This window comes from Bacillus sp. TCT6 (genome assembly GCF_056033845.1).
The window spans coordinates 1,676,282-1,701,647 of the sequence record NZ_JBVYHX010000001.1 but is presented as its reverse complement, the minus strand read 5'-3'; the positions used below and the strand labels follow the sequence as shown (position 1 = coordinate 1,701,647).

The 25,366-nt window shown below is 34.1% G+C and carries 30 protein-coding genes and 1 pseudogene; 8 read left to right on the top strand and 23 right to left on the bottom strand.

All coding sequences use genetic code 11. The features are described from left to right. Positions 1-7: 7 nt before the first annotated feature. Positions 8-469 carry a DinB family protein gene (locus AC0ONG_RS08705; protein WP_000497993.1) on the top strand — a complete coding sequence of 154 codons (462 nt, stop codon included), beginning with the start codon at positions 8-10 and terminating at the stop codon, positions 467-469. An 8-nt stretch (positions 470-477) separates the two neighbouring features. Here AC0ONG_RS08705 and AC0ONG_RS08700 read toward each other — a convergent pair. From AC0ONG_RS08700 to AC0ONG_RS08670, 7 genes and pseudogenes are all read right to left on the bottom strand, one after another. Next, positions 478-1,658, bottom strand: a pseudogene (locus tag AC0ONG_RS08700) (MFS transporter). 196 nt (positions 1,659-1,854) lie between these two features. After that, positions 1,855-2,400, bottom strand: a complete 546-nt coding sequence (locus AC0ONG_RS08695; protein WP_000378334.1) for a MarR family winged helix-turn-helix transcriptional regulator — start codon at positions 2,398-2,400, stop codon at positions 1,855-1,857. 149 nt (positions 2,401-2,549) lie between these two features. Further along, positions 2,550-3,326, bottom strand: coding sequence for a Cof-type HAD-IIB family hydrolase (locus AC0ONG_RS08690; RefSeq protein ID WP_000278724.1), 777 nt, complete (start codon positions 3,324-3,326; stop codon positions 2,550-2,552). A gap of 6 nt (positions 3,327-3,332) precedes the next feature. After that, positions 3,333-3,923, bottom strand: a complete 591-nt coding sequence (locus tag AC0ONG_RS08685; RefSeq protein WP_001166447.1) for a histidine phosphatase family protein — start codon at positions 3,921-3,923, stop codon at positions 3,333-3,335. Between the two features lie 89 nt (positions 3,924-4,012). Continuing rightward, on the bottom strand, positions 4,013-5,218 hold the full coding sequence (gene spoIIP / locus AC0ONG_RS08680; RefSeq protein WP_374058747.1) for a stage II sporulation protein P: 1,206 nt from the start codon (positions 5,216-5,218) through the stop codon (positions 4,013-4,015). A gap of 20 nt (positions 5,219-5,238) precedes the next feature. After that, positions 5,239-6,207 (bottom strand): SPFH domain-containing protein, encoded by a 969-nt coding sequence (locus AC0ONG_RS08675; RefSeq protein ID WP_000226256.1) that lies wholly within the window; start codon positions 6,205-6,207, stop codon positions 5,239-5,241. A 2-nt stretch (positions 6,208-6,209) separates the two neighbouring features. Continuing rightward, positions 6,210-6,638: an NfeD family protein gene (locus AC0ONG_RS08670; protein WP_000741974.1), complete on the bottom strand. Its 429-nt coding sequence runs from the start codon at positions 6,636-6,638 to the stop codon at positions 6,210-6,212. Between the two features lie 272 nt (positions 6,639-6,910). Between AC0ONG_RS08670 and AC0ONG_RS08665 the strand changes: the two genes are divergently transcribed. Further along, positions 6,911-8,110 (top strand): MFS transporter, encoded by a 1,200-nt coding sequence (locus AC0ONG_RS08665; protein WP_000795939.1) that lies wholly within the window; start codon positions 6,911-6,913, stop codon positions 8,108-8,110. A gap of 68 nt (positions 8,111-8,178) precedes the next feature. Here AC0ONG_RS08665 and AC0ONG_RS08660 read toward each other — a convergent pair whose 3' ends face one another. The 5 genes from AC0ONG_RS08660 to spoIIP (AC0ONG_RS08640) form a co-directional block, all read right to left on the bottom strand. Next, complete coding sequence (locus AC0ONG_RS08660; RefSeq protein WP_000405403.1) at positions 8,179-9,654, bottom strand: amidase family protein; 1,476 nt, start codon at positions 9,652-9,654, stop codon at positions 8,179-8,181. A gap of 181 nt (positions 9,655-9,835) precedes the next feature. Continuing rightward, positions 9,836-10,282 carry an NUDIX hydrolase gene (locus AC0ONG_RS08655; protein ID WP_000178282.1) on the bottom strand — a complete coding sequence of 149 codons (447 nt, stop codon included), beginning with the start codon at positions 10,280-10,282 and terminating at the stop codon, positions 9,836-9,838. A 23-nt stretch (positions 10,283-10,305) separates the two neighbouring features. After that, positions 10,306-11,046 carry a M15 family metallopeptidase gene (locus tag AC0ONG_RS08650; protein WP_000747643.1) on the bottom strand — a complete coding sequence of 247 codons (741 nt, stop codon included), beginning with the start codon at positions 11,044-11,046 and terminating at the stop codon, positions 10,306-10,308. Positions 11,047-11,057: 11 nt separating this feature from the next. Continuing rightward, the gene (locus tag AC0ONG_RS08645; protein WP_000617571.1) at positions 11,058-11,555 is read right to left on the bottom strand and encodes a GNAT family N-acetyltransferase; all 498 of its coding nucleotides are present in this window, start codon (positions 11,553-11,555) and stop codon (positions 11,058-11,060) included. A gap of 256 nt (positions 11,556-11,811) precedes the next feature. Continuing rightward, complete coding sequence (gene spoIIP, locus AC0ONG_RS08640) at positions 11,812-12,966, bottom strand: stage II sporulation protein P (protein WP_001079284.1); 1,155 nt, start codon at positions 12,964-12,966, stop codon at positions 11,812-11,814. 88 nt (positions 12,967-13,054) lie between these two features. On the opposite strand from spoIIP (AC0ONG_RS08640), the gene AC0ONG_RS08635 reads away from it, so the two are divergent. Together AC0ONG_RS08635 and AC0ONG_RS08630 are read left to right on the top strand one after the other, a co-directional pair. Then, the gene (locus tag AC0ONG_RS08635; RefSeq protein WP_086398527.1) at positions 13,055-13,351 is read left to right on the top strand and encodes a hypothetical protein; all 297 of its coding nucleotides are present in this window, start codon (positions 13,055-13,057) and stop codon (positions 13,349-13,351) included. Positions 13,352-13,355: 4 nt separating this feature from the next. After that, entirely contained in the window at positions 13,356-13,661 is a 306-nt protein-coding gene (locus tag AC0ONG_RS08630; RefSeq protein WP_136996445.1) for a permease, read from the top strand. Here AC0ONG_RS08630 and AC0ONG_RS08625 read toward each other — a convergent pair. The 6 genes from AC0ONG_RS08625 to AC0ONG_RS08600 all read right to left on the bottom strand — a co-directional run bounded on the left by AC0ONG_RS08625 (position 13,634) and on the right by AC0ONG_RS08600 (position 18,435). After that, entirely contained in the window at positions 13,634-14,200 is a 567-nt protein-coding gene (locus AC0ONG_RS08625; protein WP_016077827.1) for a DUF1572 domain-containing protein, read from the bottom strand. The genes AC0ONG_RS08630 and AC0ONG_RS08625 overlap by 28 nt on opposite strands. Further along, complete coding sequence (gene csaA / locus AC0ONG_RS08620; RefSeq protein ID WP_001263021.1) at positions 14,181-14,510, bottom strand: chaperone CsaA; 330 nt, start codon at positions 14,508-14,510, stop codon at positions 14,181-14,183. The genes AC0ONG_RS08625 and csaA overlap by 20 nt, the downstream gene beginning before the upstream one ends. Positions 14,511-14,576: 66 nt before the next feature. Next, complete coding sequence (brnQ4, locus tag AC0ONG_RS08615) at positions 14,577-15,914, bottom strand: branched-chain amino acid transport system II carrier protein BrnQ4 (RefSeq protein ID WP_396135568.1); 1,338 nt, start codon at positions 15,912-15,914, stop codon at positions 14,577-14,579. Between the two features lie 455 nt (positions 15,915-16,369). Next, entirely contained in the window at positions 16,370-17,017 is a 648-nt protein-coding gene (gene cbpA, locus AC0ONG_RS08610) for a cyclic di-AMP binding protein CbpA (RefSeq protein WP_001220522.1), read from the bottom strand. 189 nt (positions 17,018-17,206) lie between these two features. Then, on the bottom strand, positions 17,207-17,830 hold the full coding sequence (locus AC0ONG_RS08605) for an HXXEE domain-containing protein (RefSeq protein ID WP_153599244.1): 624 nt from the start codon (positions 17,828-17,830) through the stop codon (positions 17,207-17,209). 17 nt (positions 17,831-17,847) lie between these two features. Beyond that, positions 17,848-18,435 (bottom strand): TetR/AcrR family transcriptional regulator, encoded by a 588-nt coding sequence (locus tag AC0ONG_RS08600; RefSeq protein ID WP_306692067.1) that lies wholly within the window; start codon positions 18,433-18,435, stop codon positions 17,848-17,850. 334 nt (positions 18,436-18,769) lie between these two features. Here AC0ONG_RS08600 and AC0ONG_RS08595 point away from each other — a divergent pair, with 334 nt between their 5' ends. The 3 genes from AC0ONG_RS08595 (at position 18,770) to AC0ONG_RS08585 (ending at position 21,639) form a co-directional block, all read left to right on the top strand. Next, on the top strand, positions 18,770-19,639 hold the full coding sequence (locus tag AC0ONG_RS08595) for a hypothetical protein (protein WP_000055307.1): 870 nt from the start codon (positions 18,770-18,772) through the stop codon (positions 19,637-19,639). A gap of 208 nt (positions 19,640-19,847) precedes the next feature. After that, positions 19,848-21,155: a hemolysin family protein gene (locus AC0ONG_RS08590; protein ID WP_000353734.1), complete on the top strand. Its 1,308-nt coding sequence runs from the start codon at positions 19,848-19,850 to the stop codon at positions 21,153-21,155. A gap of 1 nt (position 21,156) precedes the next feature. Next, positions 21,157-21,639 carry a DUF456 domain-containing protein gene (locus tag AC0ONG_RS08585; RefSeq protein ID WP_000217335.1) on the top strand — a complete coding sequence of 161 codons (483 nt, stop codon included), beginning with the start codon at positions 21,157-21,159 and terminating at the stop codon, positions 21,637-21,639. A 24-nt stretch (positions 21,640-21,663) separates the two neighbouring features. Here AC0ONG_RS08585 and AC0ONG_RS08580 read toward each other — a convergent pair whose 3' ends face one another. The 4 genes from AC0ONG_RS08580 to cls all read right to left on the bottom strand — a co-directional run bounded on the left by AC0ONG_RS08580 (position 21,664) and on the right by cls (position 24,469). Further along, positions 21,664-22,287: an NAD(P)-dependent oxidoreductase gene (locus AC0ONG_RS08580; protein ID WP_000861641.1), complete on the bottom strand. Its 624-nt coding sequence runs from the start codon at positions 22,285-22,287 to the stop codon at positions 21,664-21,666. Between the two features lie 101 nt (positions 22,288-22,388). Further along, entirely contained in the window at positions 22,389-22,568 is a 180-nt protein-coding gene (locus tag AC0ONG_RS08575) for a hypothetical protein (RefSeq protein ID WP_001045969.1), read from the bottom strand. Positions 22,569-22,794: 226 nt separating this feature from the next. Beyond that, positions 22,795-23,253, bottom strand: a complete 459-nt coding sequence (locus AC0ONG_RS08570) for a spore coat protein (RefSeq protein ID WP_000340541.1) — start codon at positions 23,251-23,253, stop codon at positions 22,795-22,797. A 31-nt stretch (positions 23,254-23,284) separates the two neighbouring features. After that, positions 23,285-24,469 carry a cardiolipin synthase gene (cls, locus tag AC0ONG_RS08565; protein WP_002083284.1) on the bottom strand — a complete coding sequence of 395 codons (1,185 nt, stop codon included), beginning with the start codon at positions 24,467-24,469 and terminating at the stop codon, positions 23,285-23,287. A 160-nt stretch (positions 24,470-24,629) separates the two neighbouring features. Here cls and AC0ONG_RS08560 point away from each other — a divergent pair, with 160 nt between their 5' ends. Further along, on the top strand, positions 24,630-24,716 hold the full coding sequence (locus AC0ONG_RS08560) for a YjcZ family sporulation protein (RefSeq protein ID WP_000505094.1): 87 nt from the start codon (positions 24,630-24,632) through the stop codon (positions 24,714-24,716). A 126-nt stretch (positions 24,717-24,842) separates the two neighbouring features. On the opposite strand, the gene AC0ONG_RS08555 is transcribed toward AC0ONG_RS08560, so the two are convergent. Then, a complete protein-coding gene (locus tag AC0ONG_RS08555) occupies positions 24,843-25,349 on the bottom strand; it encodes an acyl-CoA thioesterase (RefSeq protein WP_000141164.1) in 507 nt (168 codons plus the stop codon). Positions 25,350-25,366 lie beyond the last annotated feature (17 nt).

The window sequence follows — 25,366 nt, the reverse complement described above, 5'->3', positions numbered from 1 at the left end:
AATTACAATGTTTGTTCAATCTGCATTACATCAACTAAAAGTTGCTATTGATACTTCTATTGATATGCTTAACCAATATAGTGAAAACGATTTAAAAATACAACCGATTCACTCAAAACGATCATTATTTGAAATGTATGCACATCTTTCTCTTATTTGTCATGCTGATTTACTCATTTTAAATGGTATTTCAGAAAAAGAATTACATACCTTTTATATAGAACATACGCCCGTAACAGTTGCTCACATGCAACAAACGATGATTGAAGGATACAACCTTCTCTCTAAAACATTTCTTTCCTACTCCCAAATAGAATTAGCAGAAGTTATGACTGCCTATTGGGGGATTTCTTATTCGCGCTTTGAATGGTTACTTGAAATCGTTGCACACTTTTATCATCATCGTGGACAAATTCATATTTTATTATGCGAGCATATGAAAGATCCTCGCATTCCTTTATTTGAGTGATTTTCCACTCATTCATTAATTATAAATAGAGAAGCTACAAAACCAATAAAAAGTATCATTCCTAATAAAATAAATGTTTGAGCATAACCTCCTATTTTCATAAGATAAATAGAAATGATAGGCCCTATACTAGTACCTAAAAATAAAATAAAAGTATAAATAGATACCGCTATTCCCCTTGCTTTCCCTCCTAATTGACCTACAAGAGAAACTAAAGACGGAACGGATATAGCAATACCTATTACAAAACAGACACTCATCATTACAAGTAGAAATAGATACGAAACAAAGCCCATTGAACTTAGACTAAAAATAGCAATCAACAATCCTCCTTGAAGAACTTTCCTTATTTCAAACCTCTTTGTTAAACGACCTGCAAGTGGTGACAGCAACATACCAAACAGCCCTGCTAAGCGAAAATAAAGGATTTGTTCCGCAGTTAAATTGTACGTAGGAGAGCTCAAATAATTCCCTAAAACAGTATACATATTAACAAAAGCCATTAATAAAACGAATGCAATTATATAGCTTAATACTAAGCTTTTATTTGTAAAAACTTTACCCATCTGTTTAATTGGTCCCAAAATATCAGTATAGGATTGAGACGTCTCTCCTTTCGGAAGAGAATAATAAACCCATATAGCAGTACTTATATAGACAATGCTAAGAAGAAAGAAAACCATATGCCATCCAAAATGCTGACTAACAGCAGTACTTATTACCTGCCCTACAATTCCAGCTACTAAAAACCGGTACTAACAAACCCTATTGTTGTAACCCTTTTTTCTACTGGGAACATTTCTACAACGTAGGCTAACGCTACTGGAGAAAATGTAGCTGCGGCTATCCCCTGTATACCTCTAAAAATAACAAGCCAAAATAAACTATCTACAAACCCTAAGCAAAAAGAAACTATCGACAGTGCAAGCAATCCAATAAAAATCACTTTTTTTCGTCCATATTTATCAGAGATTGCCCCAAATAACAAACACCCTATAGCAAAGCCAACAGAAAATATACTTCCTGTAGCTGCCGAGTGTGTTAATGACGTATTAAAAATGTTTGAAAATAGAGAGATTAAAGGTATTGTTACATATAGGCTAGACATAACTACCATACCCGACCAACATAATACAGCTGTCATTATTGTATAATTCTTTTCACTATTTACTTCCTTTCCTATTTCCATCATAAACTCTCTCCCTTATTACCATTTATTTTTATTAGTTTAAAACCTCTAGATCACTAAAATAGCATTCCTTTAACTCTTATTTATTTTAATTACATAGCAAAAATTATCACCGTACAAAAAGTTAGTTAAACATATAATAAGACAAGCTAATTATATGTCCAAATAAATAAGTTGATCTTCATAATCAACTTATTTACCTACCTTCTCCTAATTTCACCTGCATAGTTGCTTGCATTTTATTTAATAGCTTTTCTAAAACTTGACGCTCTTCTTGATTAAAGCCATCAACTAACGAAGCGCAAGATAACCAAAAAGTTGGTAAAGAATGTGTAACTAGTTCTTTTCCTTTCGGAGTAATTTTCACCTTTAATCTTCTTCGATCTTTAGAATGGTGGAATCTTACGATTAACTCTCGTTTCTCCATCCAATCTAATAAGCCAGTGACAGAAGCACGTGTAATCCCTAATCGACTCGCAATATCCGAAGGACTCATGTTCACTTCTTCCCCATTCGCTTCCATTTCACGCAAAATAAACAATAGTAAAAAATCTAATTTACTCTCTGAAATACCAAGTGGAGCTAAATCTACGTCAACAGCATCAAGAACATTATCAGACGTCCATAACATTAACAAACCAAGTTTTGCTGCGATTGGATCCGTTTCCGCTGATGCTGTCTTTTTGATTAACTCTGCGTACGGCTCAATCCCTAAAGGAAGAGAATCTTTTCTTGAATCCATTCATCTTCACTCTCCTTTCTCGTTAAATAATTAGCTTACCTAATTACTTTCTCATTATACTCATATTTTTCCTTTTATTGCAAGCACATTGTTGAACAAAAAAATCCTATTATTAAAACAGGATTTTTCACACTGACTAGCTATCAGTTTTAAATAATGCGTAACTTCTTTAAGGCATAAGAAATTCCGCCTTCACTCGCCTTCGTTGTAACGAAATCAGCCCTTCTCTTCAACTCCTCTCCACCATTTCCCATCGCAACTCCTAATCCTACATACTGCAACATCTCAATATCATTTCCACCATCACCAAAAGCAATGGCTTCTGATTTACTAATATTTAAATGTTCCAATACTTTTTGAATTGCAGTTAGCTTCGATACTTTACTATCTTCCAATACATTTATAACGTAACCATGAAAACGGTCAAACGTAAGTGCTGGATATCTTTCAATGAATTTTTGAGCTTCTGCTTCATCGGCATACAGACATATGCAATACATCTCATCTGACAAGTTTTTAACTTTGTCAGGATACCGCTCTAAATTTAAAGTTTCATTTAACGCTCGTATGACACGTTCATCTTTGGAGGCAATATCATTCATTGCAAATTCTTCTGTAAAGTAAGAAACACTGTGACCATGTAATTCAGCAAAATTTGAAATATCATGAACGATTTCGCTTGAAAGTACTGATTTATGTATAACTTCTTCCCCACATTTTATATGTGCACCATTTGCAGAAATATACGTATTTATGCCTAACCCCTTAAATTGTGAGCATAAACTATATGGTCTCCCTGTTGTAACAACTACGTGAATCCCCTTATCTATTAATCTTTGTACCGCTTCTTTTGTACTTTCGTGCATACTTCTATCAATCTCGCTTAAAAGCGTACCGTCAACATCAAAAAATGCAACTTTGTACATAAGTCTTTACATCCCGTCCAAATGATTCGTATCATTAATGAAATGCACCGTTTTTTGTTCACCCTCAATTTCAATTAAACTTATTCCCGTATCTCCCATTTTGAAATAGTAGTCCATTGAAATTGGCATATTGAAAAATGCACGTAATAGACTATTAATTACGCCTCCATGGGCAACAATCGCAATTCGATCATATGTATTCTCTGTCACAATTTTAGAAAAAATCCCTTCTATTCTCATTCGAAACTCAATAAATGACTCTCCGTTTTCAAAACGGTCATGAAGAAACTTTGGTTCTGGATATTTCTTTGCTTCTTCAAATGATAAGCCAGCTTGTATTCCATTATTAAACTCCATTAATTCCTCTTCTAATTGAATTGGACAACCAATTACTTCTGCTAATGTTTCACCCGTTTCACGAGCACGTTTTAATGTGCTTGCCCAAATGAAATCTGGTGCAAAATCTTTTTTCACTTTCTGTACAAGTTTTTGTACTTGTTGTCTCCCTTTTTCAGTTAACTCAAAATCAGCTCGTCCTTCATGCACATGTAAAATATCAGCTTCTGATTCTCCGTGGCGTATTAGTAGTATTTGCATGTTTCTCTCTCCCTTTATTTAACATTCATAAAATTCCATTATATCACATTTTAAGATTTCAAAATAAAAAAGGAACGGTCTCCCGTCCCTCATCCATTCACTTTTTCCGCATCATTCCAATAATATTTACTAAACGCTTCTGTTAACACATCAATTGTGTTATATAATTCATCTAACGTATTATCAACACCACCAACTTCAATTAACATCGCATTTTTCGATAAATCTTGGTTATAAACGCCATTTCCATCTTTTTTATACTTTGGAAAAATCCCTCTACTTAATCCGTAGTAGTTTTCATCTAAATAACTATTGATTGCTCTTGCAATTTTTTCATTTTCAGCACGCCTTTCATTTTCCATCCCAATTATAAAATATAATCTTGCATACGATTTCCCGTTAATTACTTTTGTTGTTACTTTCTTACGCTGGTCATCACGATGTATATCAATCGGAAACGCAATTTTATTATTTTGTGCTAATGCTTCTTTTACATATTCATGAGACGCTTTATATGACTGATACCATACCCACTTTTTACTCGCTAATAAATCACCCATATTCGTTTTATCGTGAATTACTGGAATTCCTTGCCCCTCAAGTTGTTCCTTCATACGTTTTCCTAGTAAGGACACATTTACATCTGGGCTAGATGGATCAGTTGCCCCTGGTAATAATGGAAAGAAGGATTCCCAGCTATGTGTATGATAAATATATACTGCACTCTCACCTTTTTTCGCTCCGTTCTTTTTCTGAACCGGATTATTCTTTTCCGCTTCTGTAACTTTATCTTTTGCTACTTTCCGCTCTTTCGTTACTTCTTCAATCGGTACACTAGATTCATTTGGGATATTCGTCAAGTTTGTCCCTTCCCCAGCTACGATAATGTTAGAATAATACTTTGACATACCAGGTACTTCTTTACCGACAAATGTTCTTAAATCTTTAATCTTCAAATCTGTCGCAATAGAGAACATTAAATTCCCAACTGACTCTCGTTTATTCTGCTTAAAATAATCAAATCCATAATAGCGATTCTCACTTTCTATCATTTGAACAAAACCTTGCATCGATACTTTTCCAAACCATTGATTTGCATAATTCGATTTCATTGTATGTAAAAGTGACGTCAGAATCGACGCTATCATAATTACTATTAGCGCATATAAAAGGAGTAACGAAATTAGTTTCTTCCCATGTATTCGAGTTGCATACTTTTTCACTGCATCACCTTCTTTATACATGGATATGTACAAGCTTTTCGGAATATACGCACAAAAAAAGAGAAATGGTATCCCATTTCTCTTCCTCACTTTTATTGTTCTTTTCCTGTATCATTTGAAGGTAGTTTCTTCGCTTGTTTTTCTTTAAATATTTCTCCAATTGCCCCAAGAGTACCAAGTGTTTCAATTGCATTAGACGGAATAAAGACTTTATTTGCTGGTCCTTTTGCAACTTCTTCTAATGATTCAAATGATTTATAAGCAAGTATACGTTCATCTATATTCGCTTCACGAAGCAATTCAATACGGTTTTGTTCTGCTTTTGCGATTTCTTCAATTGCTCTTGCTTCCCCTTGCGCTTCTAATTCTTTCGCTTCTTTTAAACCTTCAGCTTCGCGAATACGCGCTTCTTTATCCCCTTCAGCCATCAAGATTTTACTTTGCTTTTCCCCTTCAGCGCGAAGAACTTTATCTTGTTTTGCTGCTTCAGCTTCTAAAATAATCGCACGTTTATTACGCTCAGCCTTCATTTGTTTTTCCATTGATGCTTGCACATCTTTTGGCGGGTTAATATCAACAACTTCGACACGTTCAATACGTACGCCCCATTTTTCTGTTGCTTCATCAAGCGCTAAGCGGATTTCTGTTGAAATTTTTTCACGACCAGATAACGTTTCATCTAGTTCCATTTTACCGATGATTTGACGCATCGTTGCTGAAGTAATATTACGAACACCATATTCATAGTTTGAAATACCATATGTCGCAAGTTCTGGTTCAACAATTTGATAGAAAATAATTGTATCAATTTCTACTTGAACATTATCTTTCGTAATTACCTTTTGCGGTGGTACATTCGTTTGTTGAATACGTAAGTCATGATATACACGGACACGATCTACAATTGGTATTAAAATATTTAACCCAGGGTGCATGATACGTTGAAACTTACCAAATCTTTCAACAACCCCAACTTTTTGCTGAGGAATAATTTTAATTGTTAATGCGATAAATGTAACTACAATTAGTGCGAATATAATCGTTAACGTTAATGCTACCATATTTATTCACTCTCCTTTTTCACTTGTAATATAGTACTATGCCTCTTTATAACAACGACTTTTTCTCCAGCATCAATTGAAGAATCTGCAATAGCTGTCCAAGTATCTCCATCCACCTTTACAATACCATTCGCTTCATTTGTAATCGCTTGCATAACAATCCCTTTTTTACCAACAAGCATATCTACTGTATCAGTAAAACCTTTTGCTTCTCGAAAGTTTTTTGAAATTCTTTTCGTAAAGAATGTCAAAGTTAAACTTACAATTGCACCAACAGTAACTTGTAACAGTAGTGCATCAGGAGCAAACAAAGCAATAAGACCTCCGACAACAGCCCCAATTCCAAGCCAAAGCATGTAAAATGTAATCGACAACATTTCTGCGATAAATAAAATACCAGCTATTATAAACCAAATTACCCAAGCAGCCATATGCAACCCTCACTTTCTTTCTCATTTTCTATATGTATATGAAGAAAAGAATGGTTTATCCGCCCTTTCTTACACTTGGGCGTTTGCTACAAGCTATTGTACATACTCACTGTTACAATGATTATTAATATAATACTATATCAATATATTCTTCATTATACATGAAAATTCCTTTCAAAAAGTGACAAAAAATGAAATTCTTTAAAAATTTTAATTTTTAAACTACAATTATTCTAATTACTAAATACTATTTTTTAGAGGTGGTATTCTTATTGAAAAACCAGTCACTAACTTACTACTTAGGTTCCAAAATATGCATTACTCTTGCTGACATCGTATATGTAATGATTATTACAACTCATATTTATATAGCAACTAAATCAGCTACTATTACTGCTCTTTTTCCACTATTACAAGTTATCACAAATCTAATTGCTAACATCTCTGCACCTCTTATAGTAAATCGTTTTCCACCTTATACGTTGTTATATACGCTACAATGGCTAAAAACAGTCTTTTTACTATTATTAATGATTTTATTTCCGGTCTTATCCACAAATATTATAGCTCTATTAACTTTTATTTTTTTCATTTCATTATGTAGTGGATGGAGTGCTCCATTACTATACAGCATTCTTCCGCGCCTTACACCAAAAGAAAAATTAGTAAAAGTAAATAGTATCTTTTCCTTTTCAACACAAATTGCGCAAGCCGCCGCTTATTCATTTACGAGTGTTATCGTTCTTCTCATTGGCGCTACATCTACACTCATGATTAATAACATGTTGATGATTTTTGGATGCATTGCATTACACTTTTCATTACATACCATACATACTGAACGAATAGCAGACCCTCCCTCTTCAAAAAGTACTGCTTTATCGGAAGGTTGGAAACTCTTATTTCAAAATCCTTCTCTCCGTACCGTTACATATATGGACTTAATTGAAACTTTCGCAGGGACAATATGGATTGGTGCTATTACAATGGCATATGTTACGTCTATTCTTCATAAAAGCGAAGAATGGTGGGGATATATTAATACAAGTTATTATGTTGGTACGTTAATCGGTGGTCTATTAGCATGGAAAATGAGTTCCTATATTCAAAACAATTTAATACGATCCATGTCGATTGGCTCTCTTATGTTTAGCATTCTTACATTTTTATATGGTATGACGAGCAGCGGATTTATTGCGCTTTTTCTATGTGTTCTAATGGGACCATGTTATCAAATTAGAGATATTTCTCAAACGACAGTTTTACAATCAAGTGTCGCCCCTTCTTTATTATCAAAAATGTATACAGCACATGGCGCCCTTCTTTCAACAACTTCTGGTCTTTCTATGCTTAGCGTTGGCATTATTACTGATATGTTCGGTGTCCGTACAATTTATATAATCGCTTCTATTCTTATTTTATGTTCCGCTTGTTTATCTTTCAGTTTATTAAAATATTATAAACCAGAGTAGAATAATCTATCACTGTAGTCAACACAGCAAAAAGGACAGGAATTCCCTGTCCTTTTTGTTTATTCTGTTCATGACAAGTTCGGGATTTTTCTATGTTTTGTCGCCTGTTCAAAAGCGTAAGCTAGCTTAATTAATATCCCTTCACTAAAGGCAGTACTTGCAATCGTAATTCCAAAAGGTCTCCCGCTTTCCATATACCCTGCTGGTATTGCTATAGACGGATAACCCGCTTTCGCACATATAGTAGAACCTATATAGGAAGGAAACAGTATCGCATCAAGATTATATTTTTCCAATGCAAAATCAATGCCTTGTTCTTGAGAAAAATATATATCTTCTAATCTCGCATTTAAATATTCTGGATTTCGTAACGTATTAGGAAAATCTTTTCTTCCCTCTAACTTAGTTTGTCCATATTTTAAAGCTCTTTCTGCCATGTTTTTATTAAACTCCATTAACTCCGAAATAGAATGTACCGGAATAATAGAACGTAATTTAGAAAGATAGTTATCTAAACTATGCTTCAGTTCATAAAGCGGAACTCCCCAACTCCATTCTCTATGAAAAGAATGAATATCAATATTCTCTACTACTGCCGCTCCCTCATTACGTAATACTTGGATCGTTTCTTTAAACAATTTTTCATCATACTCACCATTTTCGTAATAATCTTTTGGTGCGTCGTTAAACACACCAATTTTCGCTCCATTTAAACCATTAGCATCAAGGTAAGATGTATAATCCTGATATGCCCTACCTTCACTTTTACGAGTTGCTACATCTTTCTCATCCACTCCAGTTAAGCTCCCTAGTAAAATAGCGGCATCTGTTACTGTTCTAGCAAATGGTCCAGCTGTATCTTGCGAATAAGTGAATGGAATAATTCCTCTACGACTAATTAGACCGACAGTCGGTTTAATGCCAACTACAGAGTTTTGAACAGCGGGGCTCAAAATAGAAGCATCGGTTTCTGTCCCAATAGATACTACTGTAAAGTTAGCGGCAACTGCTATCGCAGAGCCTGTACTTGAGCCCCCAACAAACATACCATCCTTACCCGTTCCGTATGGATTAATTGTTTGACCACCTCTTGCACTATATCCAGCCCACATTTTAAAAGACATTGCATTTGCTAATTCTGTCATATTCGTTTTTCCTATTATCACGGCCCCTGCTTCTCGCAGTTTAGTAACGAGAAATGCATCTTCACTACTTATATTTTGTTCTAGAGCAATCGTACCTGCACTTGTATGCATGGAGTCATTCGTTTCAATATTATCCTTAACCAAAACAGGTATACCATGTAGCGGACCCCTTACACCCTTTGTCTTTCTTTCATGATCTAACGCTTCTGCAATAAAAATAGCATCTGGATTGATTTCTAAAATTGAATTGATTTTCGGTCCGTCTTGATCATACTTTGCGATTCTATAGAGATAATACATCACTAGCTCTTTTGAAGTTAACTTTCCAGATTCCATTTCATTTTGAATATCTTGAATTGTTAGTTCCGTTTTTAAGATTGGATTAAACTGAATTTCCATTTATATTCTCCCTTATATGAACTTTTTTAGCGTATACCCCTTACTTTTTCATTTTTTCACCTCAACACATCCTAAATTAATATCCCTTTAAAGAAATTCAATTTCCTTATTTAAACACCTTTAATTTCCCGAAAAATAAAAAAAGTCTGAAACGGATTAACCTTCGCTTCAGACTCTTACATTACTGTGCGTATACTTCATCTAACAAATGTAAAAACTCACCTTGTTTCCCAGCTAATTCAGGGCATTTTGCAATATTAATCCATTCGTAGCAAAATACTAATCCTTTATCTTCCTCACCAGCACTTACAATATGTTCCCAAGTATCCTTTACATCTGTTAGTAAAGTTACATGGAAAAAGTGGCGTTTTTCATATTCCTGTTTTTCTTTCATATGTATAATGTAATCTGCTAAAAAACGCTCTATGCATAAATGACGCAATCCGGATTCTTCCTGTACTTCACGCAATATAGCCGCTTCTAACGTTTCACCTTCATCAACCGTTCCCCCTGGCACTTGAATACCAGCTTCATGTATATCACGATGTTTAAAAACAAGTAATTGCATAACCCCCTCTTTTTCTCTTGTAATATATGCATGTACTTTTTTCTTATATAACATCGTCATTGTACGCCTCTCCCCTCAATTGTTCACTCTGTTACTTCTTCAAGCGTCAGTTGATTATCATACAAATATGTAGCTTGTGGATTTCCCACATACCTTACGTGCCATGGTTCATACCGATAGCCCGTAATCGTCTCTTTCGCTTTTGTGTATCGAATCACAAAACCAAATTTATGGGCATTTTCAGAAAGCCACTGACCTTCTTTCGTTTCCCCAAAAACCGTCTCTAACTGAAATTTAGCAGATTGAGACGTAATATCCATAGCTAGTCCAGTTTGATGCTCACTTGTACCAGGAACCGCGCTAGACATTGCTGTTTTTGCTTCTCCATCTTGTTTTTTATACATCGTATTTAATGCTTTTTGTCGATCAAAAGATCTAAATCCAGAAACTGCAAACAGGAAAATACGCTCGTTGTCAGCCTGCTGAAACATATCCTCAAGCGCCCTCGCTGCCTCTTTTCTCATCTTTTTCTTTTCTTGATCACCTTCACTAGAGTAGCGCACTTTCGGAATAACTAAATCTGGCGGTCTATACCCATCTGGTAAACGCCTACTTTTATTCACAAGTACAAGCATTGAATTCGGATTATTAATTACCGCAATATCCCCATCCATATTAGCAATCGTTTCTTTTGCTTTCGGAAATATGCTATTTACACTTACTTCCCGCGCCTGCTTATCCTTATACATTTTATAATTGATTCCTGCTACTCCAACAATAATTATTGCAGCTATGATACCAAGTAGTGCCCATCTTTTTTTCATATAACGACCTCTTATTTTAATAATTTGGCCATTTCATACTCATCGATGCCCTTTCCATCGATAATAAGAGCAGCTTTTTTGACACCTTCTTTCTCAAATCCAGCTTTTTTATATAGTGCCTGAGCTCTTGTATTGTGGGCCATTACTGTTAATTCTAAACGCCATACATCATGTAATTTTGCCCACTTCTCAACCTCTTTAAACAATCTCGTCCCAATACCTCGCCCGTTATACTCTTGCAAAATACCAATTACAATGGTTGCTACATGCCTCTTTCTTTGAATGTTATTTCCATTCACTAATATAAAACCTACTATCCTCTCATCTTCAACTGCTACAAATATTGTTGCATATTCATTTTCTATAAAGCGATGGATCATTTTTTCTTGTTGCTCAGCTGTAGTTTTTCTTTCTCCTGGTTCATATAACATAAACTTCGTTTCTTCATCTAATTGCTTACTTAATTGCAAAAATGATGCTGCATCTTCTATTTCGATTTCCCTAATCACTTCAATCACCCTACCAGTTTCATAATAAAAAGTTTTCCTTATAAAAAGATTTTCTCTACTTTCCCGAAAATCCCTTTGTAAATCTCCTACTATAAATTGACAAATTTCGATATTACTATAACAACGACAAATTATGTCTATTCTGTGACGTCTCATCATTACAAAGAAAAAACGCAAGCATTACACTTACGTTTTTTCAAAAATACTGTGAACTCATCTTCATCAGGTGAGGTCTCTCACCAATTTAAATTTCACTTTATCCATTCACTTTTTCTGCCTGCCAAAAATATTCACCAAATGCTTTAGCAAGTGCATCAATTGATCGATTCAATTCTTCCTCTGTATTATCTACACCGCCAACTTCTATTAATATCGCTTGTCCTGATAGGTCTTGATTATAGATTCCATTTCCTGTCTGGAACCCTTTTTGAATGACCCCACGACTCACTCCTGGATATTTCTTATTAATCGCCTCATGTAAAGCTGTCGCTAATTGTAAGTTTTTTTCATAGTTTTTATTTCCTTTCCCTACTACAAATGCAAGCTTTGCATATGATTTATCTCCAATTGTTTTTGTCGTTACATTCTTTCGGGCACTATCACGATGCAAATCAAAAAAGTATTGAAGATCTTTATTTCCAGCCATAGCTTGCTGCACAATTTCTCGTGACATCTTATACGAACTATTACTGTTTAAACCTTTACTTATTAACTTTTGACCAACATCACTCTTATCGTTAGTGGCGCCAATTCCTTCACCTTCTAGTTGTTCACGGAAACGGTCTCCTAATATAGAAATATTCGATACAGAACTCGTTGCTTTATTCGGATTCGGGTCATTCGTTAAGTTAAGTAAAGGTAAATAGGATTCCCAGCTATGTGTATGATAAATAAACGCAACTTGTCTTTTCCCGGTCGTTTGGGACGGCTGTTTTTTCTCTTTACTCGTATCTTGTTTAGGTGCTTGTCCAGTTCCACTAGTCCGTTCCTTCACTACTTCTTCAAGAGGGACACTCGACTCTATCGGTAAGTTAGAATAATTTGTACCCTCACCCGCAATAACAATTTCTGTATCGTACTTACCAAACCCAGGGAGCTCTTTCCCGACAAAACTGCGTACATCATTAAAGCGAATATTTGTAGCCATGGAAAAGAGAAAAGAAGAAATTGAAAAATCTTGATTCAAATTTCGATACTCCTGTGTAAAATAATGATTCTCTTTTCCAAGTACATACATGTAACCATTCATCGATAACTCATTTAACCAATTATATAAATACGTTGACTTCGTCTCTTTCATAGAGGTTACCATCATACTAATAAGAAAAAAAGTCGCTAGCACTGTAGTAATAACAAATAAAACTAACTTACGCATGCTTGTAAACTTCATAAAAAAAAAGCCCCGATTCATACTATCACCTCTCTATTTCAAGTTATGTACAAGCCCTAGAGAATAGACCGTTAAAATTTCGGCTATATTGTTAATGAGGTGAAATGAATTGAAGCTATTAATAGGAATATTACCAATCGCTCTATCATTCATTTTTTATTTGTCCGCTAAGCATCCAAAAGTCTCTATTGTGCTACATATTTCTGCGTACTTGGCACTGTATGTAATCGGTACAATTATTTCCATTAATATATACGATGTTTTAATACAAGATTTAGTTTTCATGACAAGCATTCATGGAATTTTACTGAATCCATTTTTCCTTATTGCAGGAGCGTATATAGGAACATACACTTTGTACCTACTTTTGTCTCACATTATTATGAAAATAAAAAATGGAGCGTAATGAAATGCAACCACCATTTATCTGTCATACATGCAAAAAAAGAATTGTAAGAAAGAAAGATCTTATTACAGCCACATGGTGCTTCCGCTTTTATTTATTTCACAGTGATTGTTTTAAACGACAGCAAGTGTTCATCTCACGGTTTCTCCCTGTGAATACACTTTTCAATTTCTTTCTTATTATATATGGACTTATTTTTGGCAGTATTCTTATGATTACAGAACCATCTATTATTTGGCTGACTTTCTTTTTCCCCATTTTTTATCGGTTTCTTTCTTATTATTATGTTGAACGTTTTTTCTCTACATAACGAGTTGACTGTCCTTTAGGAATGCTTAAACATAGCCACTCATTTTCTTTTAACATTTTACCGATGTAAATAATCTGTCCAATATGCAATGCATAATGAGAAATTTGCCTTTCAATTGCTTGCAGGACCGTATGAGCTTCACCACGAATGTATACCGTCTTCAATAGATGTTCCGGCAATATCGTATTCATCGTATTAAAAACGTATTCCCATCCTTCTTGCCACGCTGCAAGGGCTTCCTTCTTTGAAGAATAGCCTCCTTCAAATTCACCATCTCGGTCACGATCAACTTTTTCACCATCAGATGTTAAAAAATCCGTCCATCTAGAACGCATATTACCATGCAGATGCTTTATAATAATCGCTATACTATTTGTTTCTTCATGAGAAGACCATTGTATTTGTTCGTATGATAATTGAGAAAGTGCCCGTTCCCCTTGCTTCTTTGTTGCTTTAAAGTTCGAAATCGCACATTGTAAATATTCTCGTCCGATATCCATATTAGTCCCTGCCTTCACCCTAGCTAATTTTTGTTCCATTTGGCAATTCCATATTAGGCTGAAGCAACACAACATCATCAGCTTCAGGAACGCCGCCAAGCACAAGCACTTCCGATTTAAATCCAGCTACACGCTTTGGCGGAAAATTTACAACAGCAACAATTTGTTGACCGACTAAACCTTCTGGACTATACCTTTTCGTAATTTGAGCACTTGACTGCTTTATCCCAATTTCTCCAAAATCAATTTCTAGTTTAATCGCTGGAACTCTCGCTTCTTTAAATTCCTCTGCATGTATTACAGTTCCAATTCGCAAATCCAAATTTAAAAAATCTTCAAAATTAGCCATTTTATCATTCCTCCCAATTATTACTTAGACAAAATATAAAAATCCCCTTCAAAAAAAGAAAGGTGCCTAAGCACCTTTCTTTTGTAATTCACTTGATTCATTTGATTTATAGAGGAAGAAACCGAGAATCCCGCCAATACATGATGGAATTAACCATCCGATTCCTTCGTTATATAACGGTAACATTTGTAGTACATTAGAAATCACGTCAATTTTAATGTTCGCACTTTCTAAACCGTTAAAGAAACTAATTAACAATGCACCTAAAATAGCTCCAATATAAATTGTATTACGCTTCCCAATCCACTTATGGAAATACGAAAGTACGATTAATACAATTGCAACTGGATAAATGATCATTAACACAGGTAATGTTACGGCGATTAATTGTGTTAAACCTAGGTTAGATACAATTAAACTAAATACACATACCATTGTTACAATCGTTTTATGTGAAAGTTTTGGGAATAAGTTTGTAAAGAAACCCGCACACGCAGATGTTAACCCAACAGAAGTTGTTAAACAAGCGAGTATAATAACAAGCCCCAATAAAATTTTACCACTCGTCCCATATAGCTCATTTACAACATTCGTTAAAATAAGACCACCGTTTTCTGAGACACCAAGTGATGTACTTGTTGAACCAAGATAAGCAAGTGATAAATAAATTAACGTTAAACCAAGTACAGCAATAATACCTGATACGACTGTTATTTTTGCAATTTGACTACTCTCTTTTATCCCTTTAGAGCGAATAACTTGTACAACGACAATTCCAAATACGAGAGCACTAATTGCATCCATCGTTAAATATCCTTGAATAAATCCACCAAAGAAAGCATTTTCTTTGTAAGCAGCTAACGGCGCAGCCGGCTCTCCAATTGGATCAATAATTGCCTTTCCGACAATAACAGCGACAATTAATACCAATAGTGGCGTAAGAAACTTTCCGAACCAATCCACTAATTTAGATGGATTTAATGATAAATACCACGTTATTCCGAAGAAAACTATCGTGAAAAGAAATAGCATGTACCACTCTGAAACCATTGCCTCTGATAAAAAAGGCTTCATACCCATTTCAAACGAAACAGCTCCAGTACGCGGAATTGCGAAAAATGGTCCAATTGCTAAATAACTAATCAATGGGAAAATAAACGCAAATATAGGGTGGACTCTAGAAGACAGCGCTTTCAAGTCCCCCTCTACAAACGCGACAGCTGTTACAGCTAGTAGGGGTAATCCGACTCCCGTTACAAGGAATCCTATTGTAGCAATCCAAACATTCTCTCCTGCTTGTTGACCTAAAACTGGCGGAAAAATTAAATTTCCTGCTCCTAAAAATAATGCAAATAGCATTAAACCAATTGCTACCGTATCACCTGGCCTTAAACGTCCCTTCATGCTCTTCATTTGCATAGCACTTTTCCATTGTTTATCTCTATATTTTACAATATGCTATGCATCCTCCTCTCTGCTCAAGATGATAAAATATGCCCCTTACAAAGCAGTGTCTTTCTCCATAATTTCTCCATTCCCCTTATTTTTACTCTAATCATTAATACAATTGTTATTTTCGAATTTTGATTTTTTTGAATTTTCAAATCATTAGAGTGTTATTACGTGGAGTATAGTTGTCAGACCTCTTTGTTTTTATCACACATATAGTAACATATTTAGTTGCAAAATAAAAACATATTTTCAAATTGATTTTTTTGAAAATCGAAATTATCTACAATTTTTATTCTCTTACACAAATATTGTTACAATCTCTCCTATTATCCTATCGTTATTTTCAAATAACTTTACACACGTAACATAACAAAAGCCATCCAAGATAATTAGATGGCTTTTGTATGTTACTCTATCGTTTCAACTTCACGTGGATTTTTCATCTCTTCCACATACACAACTCTAAATCCGTGATCTTCTAAATCTTTCAATAATGTCTCTAATTCACCGTCGTTAAACTCTTCTCCTAATGTAAACATAATTCTACGAACTAATAAGGCATCATTATCAAAAGTCATCAAACTTTGAATACCAGTGTATTTCTTTAAAACTGTCGATAACTTTTGAATTGCTCCATTATAGTCTTGCGTTCCAATCATGACAGAGTATTTACTAGAGTGAACGCCCCATGCATCCTCTAATAACTCAAAAACTTTTTTATGCGTTAAAATTCCAAGGAAAATCCCTTTTTCGTCAACTACTGATAAATATGGCAATTTTTTTATTGTAAAAAATACTTTAAAGAAAGATGAATCTTCTCTCACAAATCCTTCTTTATCGTTTAATAATTGTATTACACTCTCATCAAGCGATCCTTTATATTCTAAAATATCTACTTTATATATATTCCCTAAAAATTTCTCTTTTTTTTCATCTAAAACTGGTACACAACGATACCCCGTTTTATTTAAATGCTCTAACGCTTCCCCTATCGTAATCGAACTTGAGCACAGTAAAACTTCCCTTTTCGGCACGTAATTCCCTTTAATCCTCATAAAAAGCCTCCTTATGTTAAAATACTTTCTGTGCCATAACTATATTATATTTTCAGAAAAAAATAAATAATTTATTTTATTTTTCTGAAAATTTTCCATTTTCTTGTCATAATTTATTCATGAATCCTTCACTTGCACTTTCTTCAGCATCTAAAACCCTTCCTCTGAATTCTGAATCACTTCAATGTATCATTTGTACGGACCTAGTTGCTTTTTAGAAAAGTAATGATTTGTCTCCTTACTTTTCATTAATATATTTCCTTTTATAATTAAAAAATAGGTAGCTATTAGAAAGTAGATCACCCCAAATAACCAATCCAAATTTGTAGCCAGATTGTGTAAAAGAATATATCTCATATATACATAACCAATTGGAACATGTAGTAATACAACCGCACCTAATCCCGGATTATATATTGTTTTAGCTTTTATATTCGCAAAAATACCATGCCATATGAATTGAAAAAATCCCATTAAAATAGGTGCCAACCCAAGCCATATTATATTTTGAAAGAAAACCGGGAGTAAATAAAAAACATACGTAATCAAAATATTTATTACCATAGCAGATTGCGTATTTAATGGATAGCGATCTGGTATATCACTTTTAAATATAACTACATTAAATAGACCAGCAAAATAACCTGGCCAACGATACTCTTCAAATTGATGCACTAAAATGGCCACAAAACTTAACCATAACAGTACTTTTATTTCACTCATTTCTCCCAAATTCGCGACTAAACAAACTACGACAACAATAGCGACTACTAATCCTATATCACACCAATGCTTTCTAAAGAAACTAGCCATCTCTATCACCCACTATCTCAATTTTTATAAAAATAGCGTTCAAATAGGAAATCAATCTGTTTTTCTACAGATGGTACTTTTATATCTGCCCCTGATTCGAGAATTGGCATCATTAATGTGGGAAGAAAAATAGATCCAAATATTTGTACTGTCATCATCATTAAAATTTCCTGATCCGTTTCATTCGTTATTTCGCTCAAAATATTCTTCACTTTACTAAAACCTAGCCTCTTCAAAAAATCCCCATATTCGTATTGAGATGTAAATGCCGTAGTTCCCATTGCAATAATCTTCCTAACTAACTCCGGATATTGCCGAATTACTAGTACATAATCCAATAAAAATATTTTTAATCTTTCTTTTGCTGGCACTGTAATATTATCTAAAATAGAAAAAGTGCCTTGAAAGCTAATTAATAAGACTCTAATCGTCTCACTAATCAACTTTTCTTTTGAACCAAAATGGTAATTTACAAGCGCGATATTTACATCTGACAATGCTGCAATTTTTCTTATCGTTACCTTTTCAAAACCTTCTTTTTTAATTAATTCCAATGTTGTATTTAAAATCTTTTCTTTCGTTGATACGTTTTCATTCCCCCCCAATTTATCTCCCCCCTCTAGAATGTATCAGTTAAACATCGTTTAATTTTATGGTATCACTTTCCAATTTTAAAAATCTATTTAATCCTTTCAACATTTCCCTACATTCTCTTCATTCCACACAAAAAGCGTGAAAATGCAAAACTGTTCACGCTTTTTGTATTTGTACTGTTACATACCAGTTTCTGCTTTATATTCCACACATAAAATAGATTTCTAAATACAATTTAAAATTATCCATATGCCCATACATGAAGAAAAATATATTGTAACTTGCTCCAAAAACGGCTAAAATAAGAATAAGAATTTTCTGAATATTCCAAGAGTAGGTGGTTATATGTCCTTATTACGCTCACATATATACAAATTAATAATTGGTGTTATTGTTATTTTTGCCATAAGTCCAATTCCAGCTCTTTTTATTACACACAATTACTCTTATCAAAATGGATTTATTAGCATTTTTCAAAACTTCGCACAGCTTTCTTCTATATCAATTCCAAAGGTTGATTGGATGCATGAATCTATCTTTTTCTCAGCAAATCAAATGATACATACTTCTAATCATTCAACACCATTATTCCCTTACATATGGGAAATATATTTTATATCGATTGTTCGTTTTACTTTTACCCTTGCGATCGGATTTTTCATAAGTTTGGGTATCGGCCATTTATTTTTCAAAGTACCTAACTCGTTTAAAAAGTTTACTACTGTATTGAATTGGATACCTTACTCTTTTTGCACTGTAGTATTACAATGTTCAGTCTTATTACTACTTCTATACGTCGCACAATTTATAAACCTTCCTTACTACTCATCTTTTATCATCGTATGTAGTACTTCCATGATTATCGTTATGCAAGCAATAAAAAAATGGATTCCTTTCTTGAAAAACACAAATGAATATGAAATAAAACATGATTCTTTTCTTGTGGATACATTATTTTTGGCGCTTACTTCGAATCATAAATCAATTTTAGGTTCCATTATTCTTTCATTCGTTTTTATGGAATGCGTTTTTCATACAAGTGGACTGTTACAATTTATCGTTCAATTTGGCGGAAATTCACCTATAATTGTTACAGTCGGCTTATTACTACTCTATATCCCATATAGCATACTTTCTTTCCTTCAAACACTATGGACCACAAACTACTCCAAGCAACAGTCATATACTTTAACAAGAAGTGTTCCAAAACCTTAATTTGAAATTACCCTCTATAATCTAAAAGTAGGGGGTTATTCCTTTTGTATAGCGGACAAAATAACAGCAAATTCAAAAACTATTACAGAAACATACCAATATTTACCCTTTTCCTTTGACTATTCTTTTCATTTGGATTTATTATAAAAGTATAACATAATTGCAGGAGGTGACATCTTTATTCCAAACCTTGGAATAGAGAACACACTTGGACATATTAAATATTTTTCTCATATTTGTACTTATTCTTATTTCTGGCTTTTTCGTCGCATCAGAATTCGCTGTTGTAAAAGTACGTAAAAGTCGAATTGACCAACTTGCAAATGAAGGTAATAAACAAGCTTTAGCTGCAAGAAGTGTCCTATCTAATTTAGATGTTTATTTATCAGCTTGTCAACTCGGCATTACGATCACTTCTTTAGGGCTTGGTTGGCTTGGTGAACCGACTGTGGAGCATATACTACGACCGCTCTTTGAAAAAATTAATATTACTGGAACAATGGCTAACACTTTATCTTTTGTTATTGCTTTTAGTGTTATTACATTTTTCCACGTTGTATTAGGTGAGTTAGTTCCAAAGTCTTTCGCAATTCAAAAAGCAGAAGCAATCACACTCAAATTTGCAAGACCACTTATTTTATTTGATAAAATTATGTATCCATTCATTTGGCTACTAAATAGTGCAGCTATATTTTTCACAAAACTACTCGGATTAGAACCTGCGAAAGAAAATGAACTTGCTCATTCTGAAGAGGAATTGCGACTCATTTTAGGTGAAAGTTTTAAAAGCGGTGAAATAAACCAAACCGAATATAAATATGTAAATAACATTTTTGAATTTGATGATCGAGTTGCGAAAGAAATTATGGTTCCTCGTACCGAAATGATTTGCTTATCTACTGAAAATACGTTAGAAGAAAATATGGATATCGTCGCTACTGAGAAATATACACGCTATCCAATCATTGAAAAAGATAAAGATGATATCATTGGGATGATCAATACGAAAGAAGTATTCCATGATCAAACGAAAGGTATTTATAAACCACTTGAATCTTATATACATCCTGTTCTAACTGTATTTGAAACAGTTCCAATTCGTAAAACGTTAGTCCACCTTCAAAAAAATCGCGTTCAGATGGCAATCGTTATGGATGAATATGGTGGCACTGCCGGACTTTTAACGATGGAAGATATTCTTGAAGAAATCATTGGAGAAATTCAAGATGAATTCGATGCGGATGAACCACCTATGATTGAAAAACGTACACCTAAGCTTACTGTTGTAGATGGAAAGGTACTTATTTCTGAAGTAAATGATATGTTTGGCCTACATATTGATGATAGTGATTTAGATACAATCGGAGGGTGGATTCTCTCTCAAGCAGTTGACTTAAATATTGAAGCTGGCTATTCCATTGAATATGCTGGTTTTCAATTTAAAGTATTAGAACTTGATGGACATCAAGTCAAAAAAGTTGCTGTACATAAACTAGATATTAAAAAGGAGCTATAAAGTGACTGTTTTATTAACAATTTGTATCATTGCCTGTTTCATTGTTTCATTTCTCGCCTTTATTTATCCCATTATCCCTGGCATACTAGCTGTCTGGGCTGGATATTTGATTTACCATTTCGGTATAAATGGAGGAGAATTAACAACTTCTTTTTGGATTATTCAAGTCATTTTCACTCTTTTCATTTTCGTTGCTGATTTTATTGCAAATGGATATTTCTTAAAAAAATACGGTAGTTCTAAATGGGGCGAACGTGTCGGAATGATTTCTATCATTGTTGGATCGTTTTTCTTCCCACCATTCGGACTTATTATCATACCGTTCTTATCAGTATTTATAACAGAACTAGTGCATAAAAAAGCGCCAAAAGATGCCTTTCTAGTTGGAGTCGCTACTGTAGTTGGTTTTTTAAGCAGTACAGTAGCGAAAGCAATTCTCCAAATCATTATGATTATCATCTTCGTATGTTATATCATCTTTTAACCATCCCGACTTCGGGATGGTTTTTTAATATGCAATACCTACTCGGCTATTTTCATATATGTTTTTCTTACATAGATCCCATGCAAAGTGTGCCGTATCACCCACTGTAATTTTTGATCCACCTTCTGGCAATATATCTTTTTCAGTTCGATATACCTCTGTCGCCTCACCATCTATTAAATGTGTCGGACAAACAACTGTCCAACATAAATTATTACTATTACTTAGTACCTTATATGCAGCCAAGTGATCTTCTGCTGCTGTTGTCGTTTTCCTTTTGGATTCCGTTGATTGGAAACGATATAAATTTGGATTTGTTCTTGCTTGTAAAATACCGGCTGTTCCTACTGTAATAATTTTATGAACCCCTGCTTCTTCCATTTGCTTTATAATTTGTGGCATACTCTTCGCTAATGTTCTATTTTGATCCGTTCCAAGTGCACTAATTACTATATCACTTCCTTCTATCGCTTTCTTTATATCCTCTTCGTTCAATACATTACCTTCTATCACTCGTAACCTTTCATGTTGTATTTCTATTCTATTTAAATCACGCGCTAATGCAGTCACTTCAGCTGAATCCTTTAATGCTAAATTAATTATATTTGAACCTACTCGTCCTGTTGCTCCCAATATACATACTTTCATTTGTTTTCCCCCTCTTTCATTCTCTTTCTATTTTTCAATAATCTCAATCAATTTACAACAAAAAAGCTTCCTCATATAAAAGAGGAAGCTCTATTATTACATTATTTCTTTTCTTTAGAATCCGTAGACTTCTCAGTTCCGCTTGTTTCTTTATCCTTTTTGTCCTCTTGTTGTGTTGTTGTTTCGTCTTCTTTCTTCTTGTCCTCACCATTACTACAACCTACCATTAATAAAGAACTTGCAAGTGCCATAGCAGTTAATGATTTAACCCATTTATTCATTTGCGCTTCCCCCTTGTGATAGAATATGTACAACCTCATATTACTCTCTATTTTTAAAGAAGAGATTGAAAAACAGTAAATATACGGTAAATTTTTGTAAATTTTCTGATAACAAAATCTAATTTAAATTTATATATTTCATTTCCAATTGATACACAATAAAACTAGTTTTTCCCTCTCAATGGACGTAAAAAAACTAAGGCGCATACCATTCCGCCTTAGTTTCTCATGCAAACTTTTCATTTTCATATAGATGTGTAATCTTATATTCCTTCTTCATAACATATTGCCACACACTATAAGCGTAACGGTTCATTTTCAAGAAACAATTTTCCAAAAATGAGCGAAACTCCGGATTAGCAACTTCCACTGCAACTTGAGCAAACTTTAAAGCTAATCGTTTCAAGTGCGCAATATAACAGGTTGCAATATGAATATCCCCTGTATATTTACTAACTGTCTCCTTTTCCATTTCATGCAAATCAAACTCCGTTGTTTCACAGGTTATATGCTGCACATTCTCTCCTTCTTGAAAATTTACTTGTTCATTATATGCTTGTAACATATATGGTAAATGGTGCTGTAATAGATTTTTTAATTCTTCGTCTCTGACCTTTCCAGCATACTCTCCAACCTTGTATATTAACATATAACTATATCTCATTAATTCTTTCATACAGTCCATTAAAGCGCCTCCCTTCTCTTTTGTCCATATGCTATAAATATGATGCTAAAACATTCGCTATTCTTGCTAAAAACCAATCCCATCCACTAATTTTCTCAAAATCTTCTTCAGAAAATCGTTTTGATTTATGAAAGTCTACCTGTAATCGACTCCATACTTCATCAACAACTGTTTTATCATATATGATACAGTTAGACTCGCAATTTAAATAAAAACTTCTATTATCAAAATTCGCTGTCCCAATATCAACAATTTCTCCATCAATGATTGTTACTTTCCCATGAAAGAATCCATTTCGATATTGATAAATCTCCGCTCCAGCATGTAACATATCTTTCAAATATGGATAGGCAGCTTGTTTTAACAATATGGCATCACTTTTAAATGGCACGAGAATTTTTACATTAACACCACGATTTAATGCAGCTTTTAACTCTTTCACCATTTCTTTACTTGGTACAAAATATGGTGTAGCGATAATTAAAGACTTTTTAGCCTTTTTTAAGAGTGCCCCATACTTTTCCCATAAGCCTTTTCCATTTGAAAATAAATATTGATATTTCACATTCCCTAATGTAGGTATACTTTCATGTATAGGCATTTTTTCTCCTGTATCTTCTTTCCAATCTTCGGCGAACTTTCTTTCCATATCCGCTGCACCATCACCATGGATGCGCACGTGATAATCACGCCATGGCCCAAACTTCGGATCTTGTCCAAGGTACTCCTTTCCGATATTAAAGCCACCGACGTATGATATCTTTCCATCTATGGTAACAATGCGTCTATGATTCCGTTGATGCAAAGAATAGAACACATTTTTCAGTTTCAGTTTTTTACTAAATGTAAACTTCACACCGTTTTCCTTTAATCGGCTAATTACCTTTTTCTTCAACTTATATCCGCCTATCCGATCGACTGACAATTTCACTTCTACTCCGCTAGATGCTTTTTTCTCTAATAACTGTAAAAACTCTTGGCTTATTTCATCTTTTCCTACAATATAAAAATGGATATATATATACTTTTCTGCATCGTTTATATCGTCAAATAATTTTCTATATAACTCTTCACCGTTCGTATATAGTTGAAATTCACCTAATCGAACTTGTCCTAATTCATATTCACTAGCCATTTCCTTCCCCATTTCCACATCGATGTTCATCCAAATGAATACACCTATTAAACAAAGAATTATAGCGAAAAAGTGCTTCATGGATAAATTCCTTTCTCCACTTACTGTTATTTCTATATCTTCCCTTTTTTATTACATTATCATTCAAGAAAATATGTCATTGCATGATATATGTCCATATCAAACAATAGCTCATTTGCATATTGTATGTTGTATCTTAAAATAAAAGGAGGAAATAACAATGGGCTTCGCACATGGTAATGGATTTGCGCTACTAGTCGTATTATTTATCCTCTTAATCATCGTCGGTGCTGCTTGCTTCTGCTAAGTTGCTACTGTCATATGATATGTGGATGAAAAAACTATAAAAGCGGACACCTATTTTTAGGTGTCCGCTTTTCATTTTAAAACCATTTCCGCCTACTATAGTAAATTAAATGGCTAAATATTCATCTCAAAAGGTTAACAATGTGGCTACTTTCTTACTCTCTGCCTTACGTATATGACGCTGTTCTGCACGTAACACAGCAATACGATGTAATTCTTTCTCTTCTTCTGTTTCAGGGATAACACGCGGTACAGGAACTGGATTATTTTCCTTACTAAGTGCCACAAAAGTAACGAATGACGTTGCCGCTATACGCTTCTCACCTGAGATTAAATCTTCAGCCACTACCTTCACAAACACTTCCATTGAAGTTCTTCCCGTCCAAATTACGAAAGATTCATAACTAACACAATCTGAAGAACGAACAGGATGTAAGAAATCGACCCAGTCCATAGATGCTGTGACACATTCCTTTCTCGAATGTCTGGATGCTGAAATAGAAGCAACCATATCCATCTCCGCTAATATCTTCCCACCAAATAGCGTGTTATGATCATTTAAATCTGTTGGGAATACTCGGCTCGTTTTGAACACCCTTGACTCATTGGCTGTTTTCCCCTTTACTTCTGTCATTGTTATCACCCCTTTAA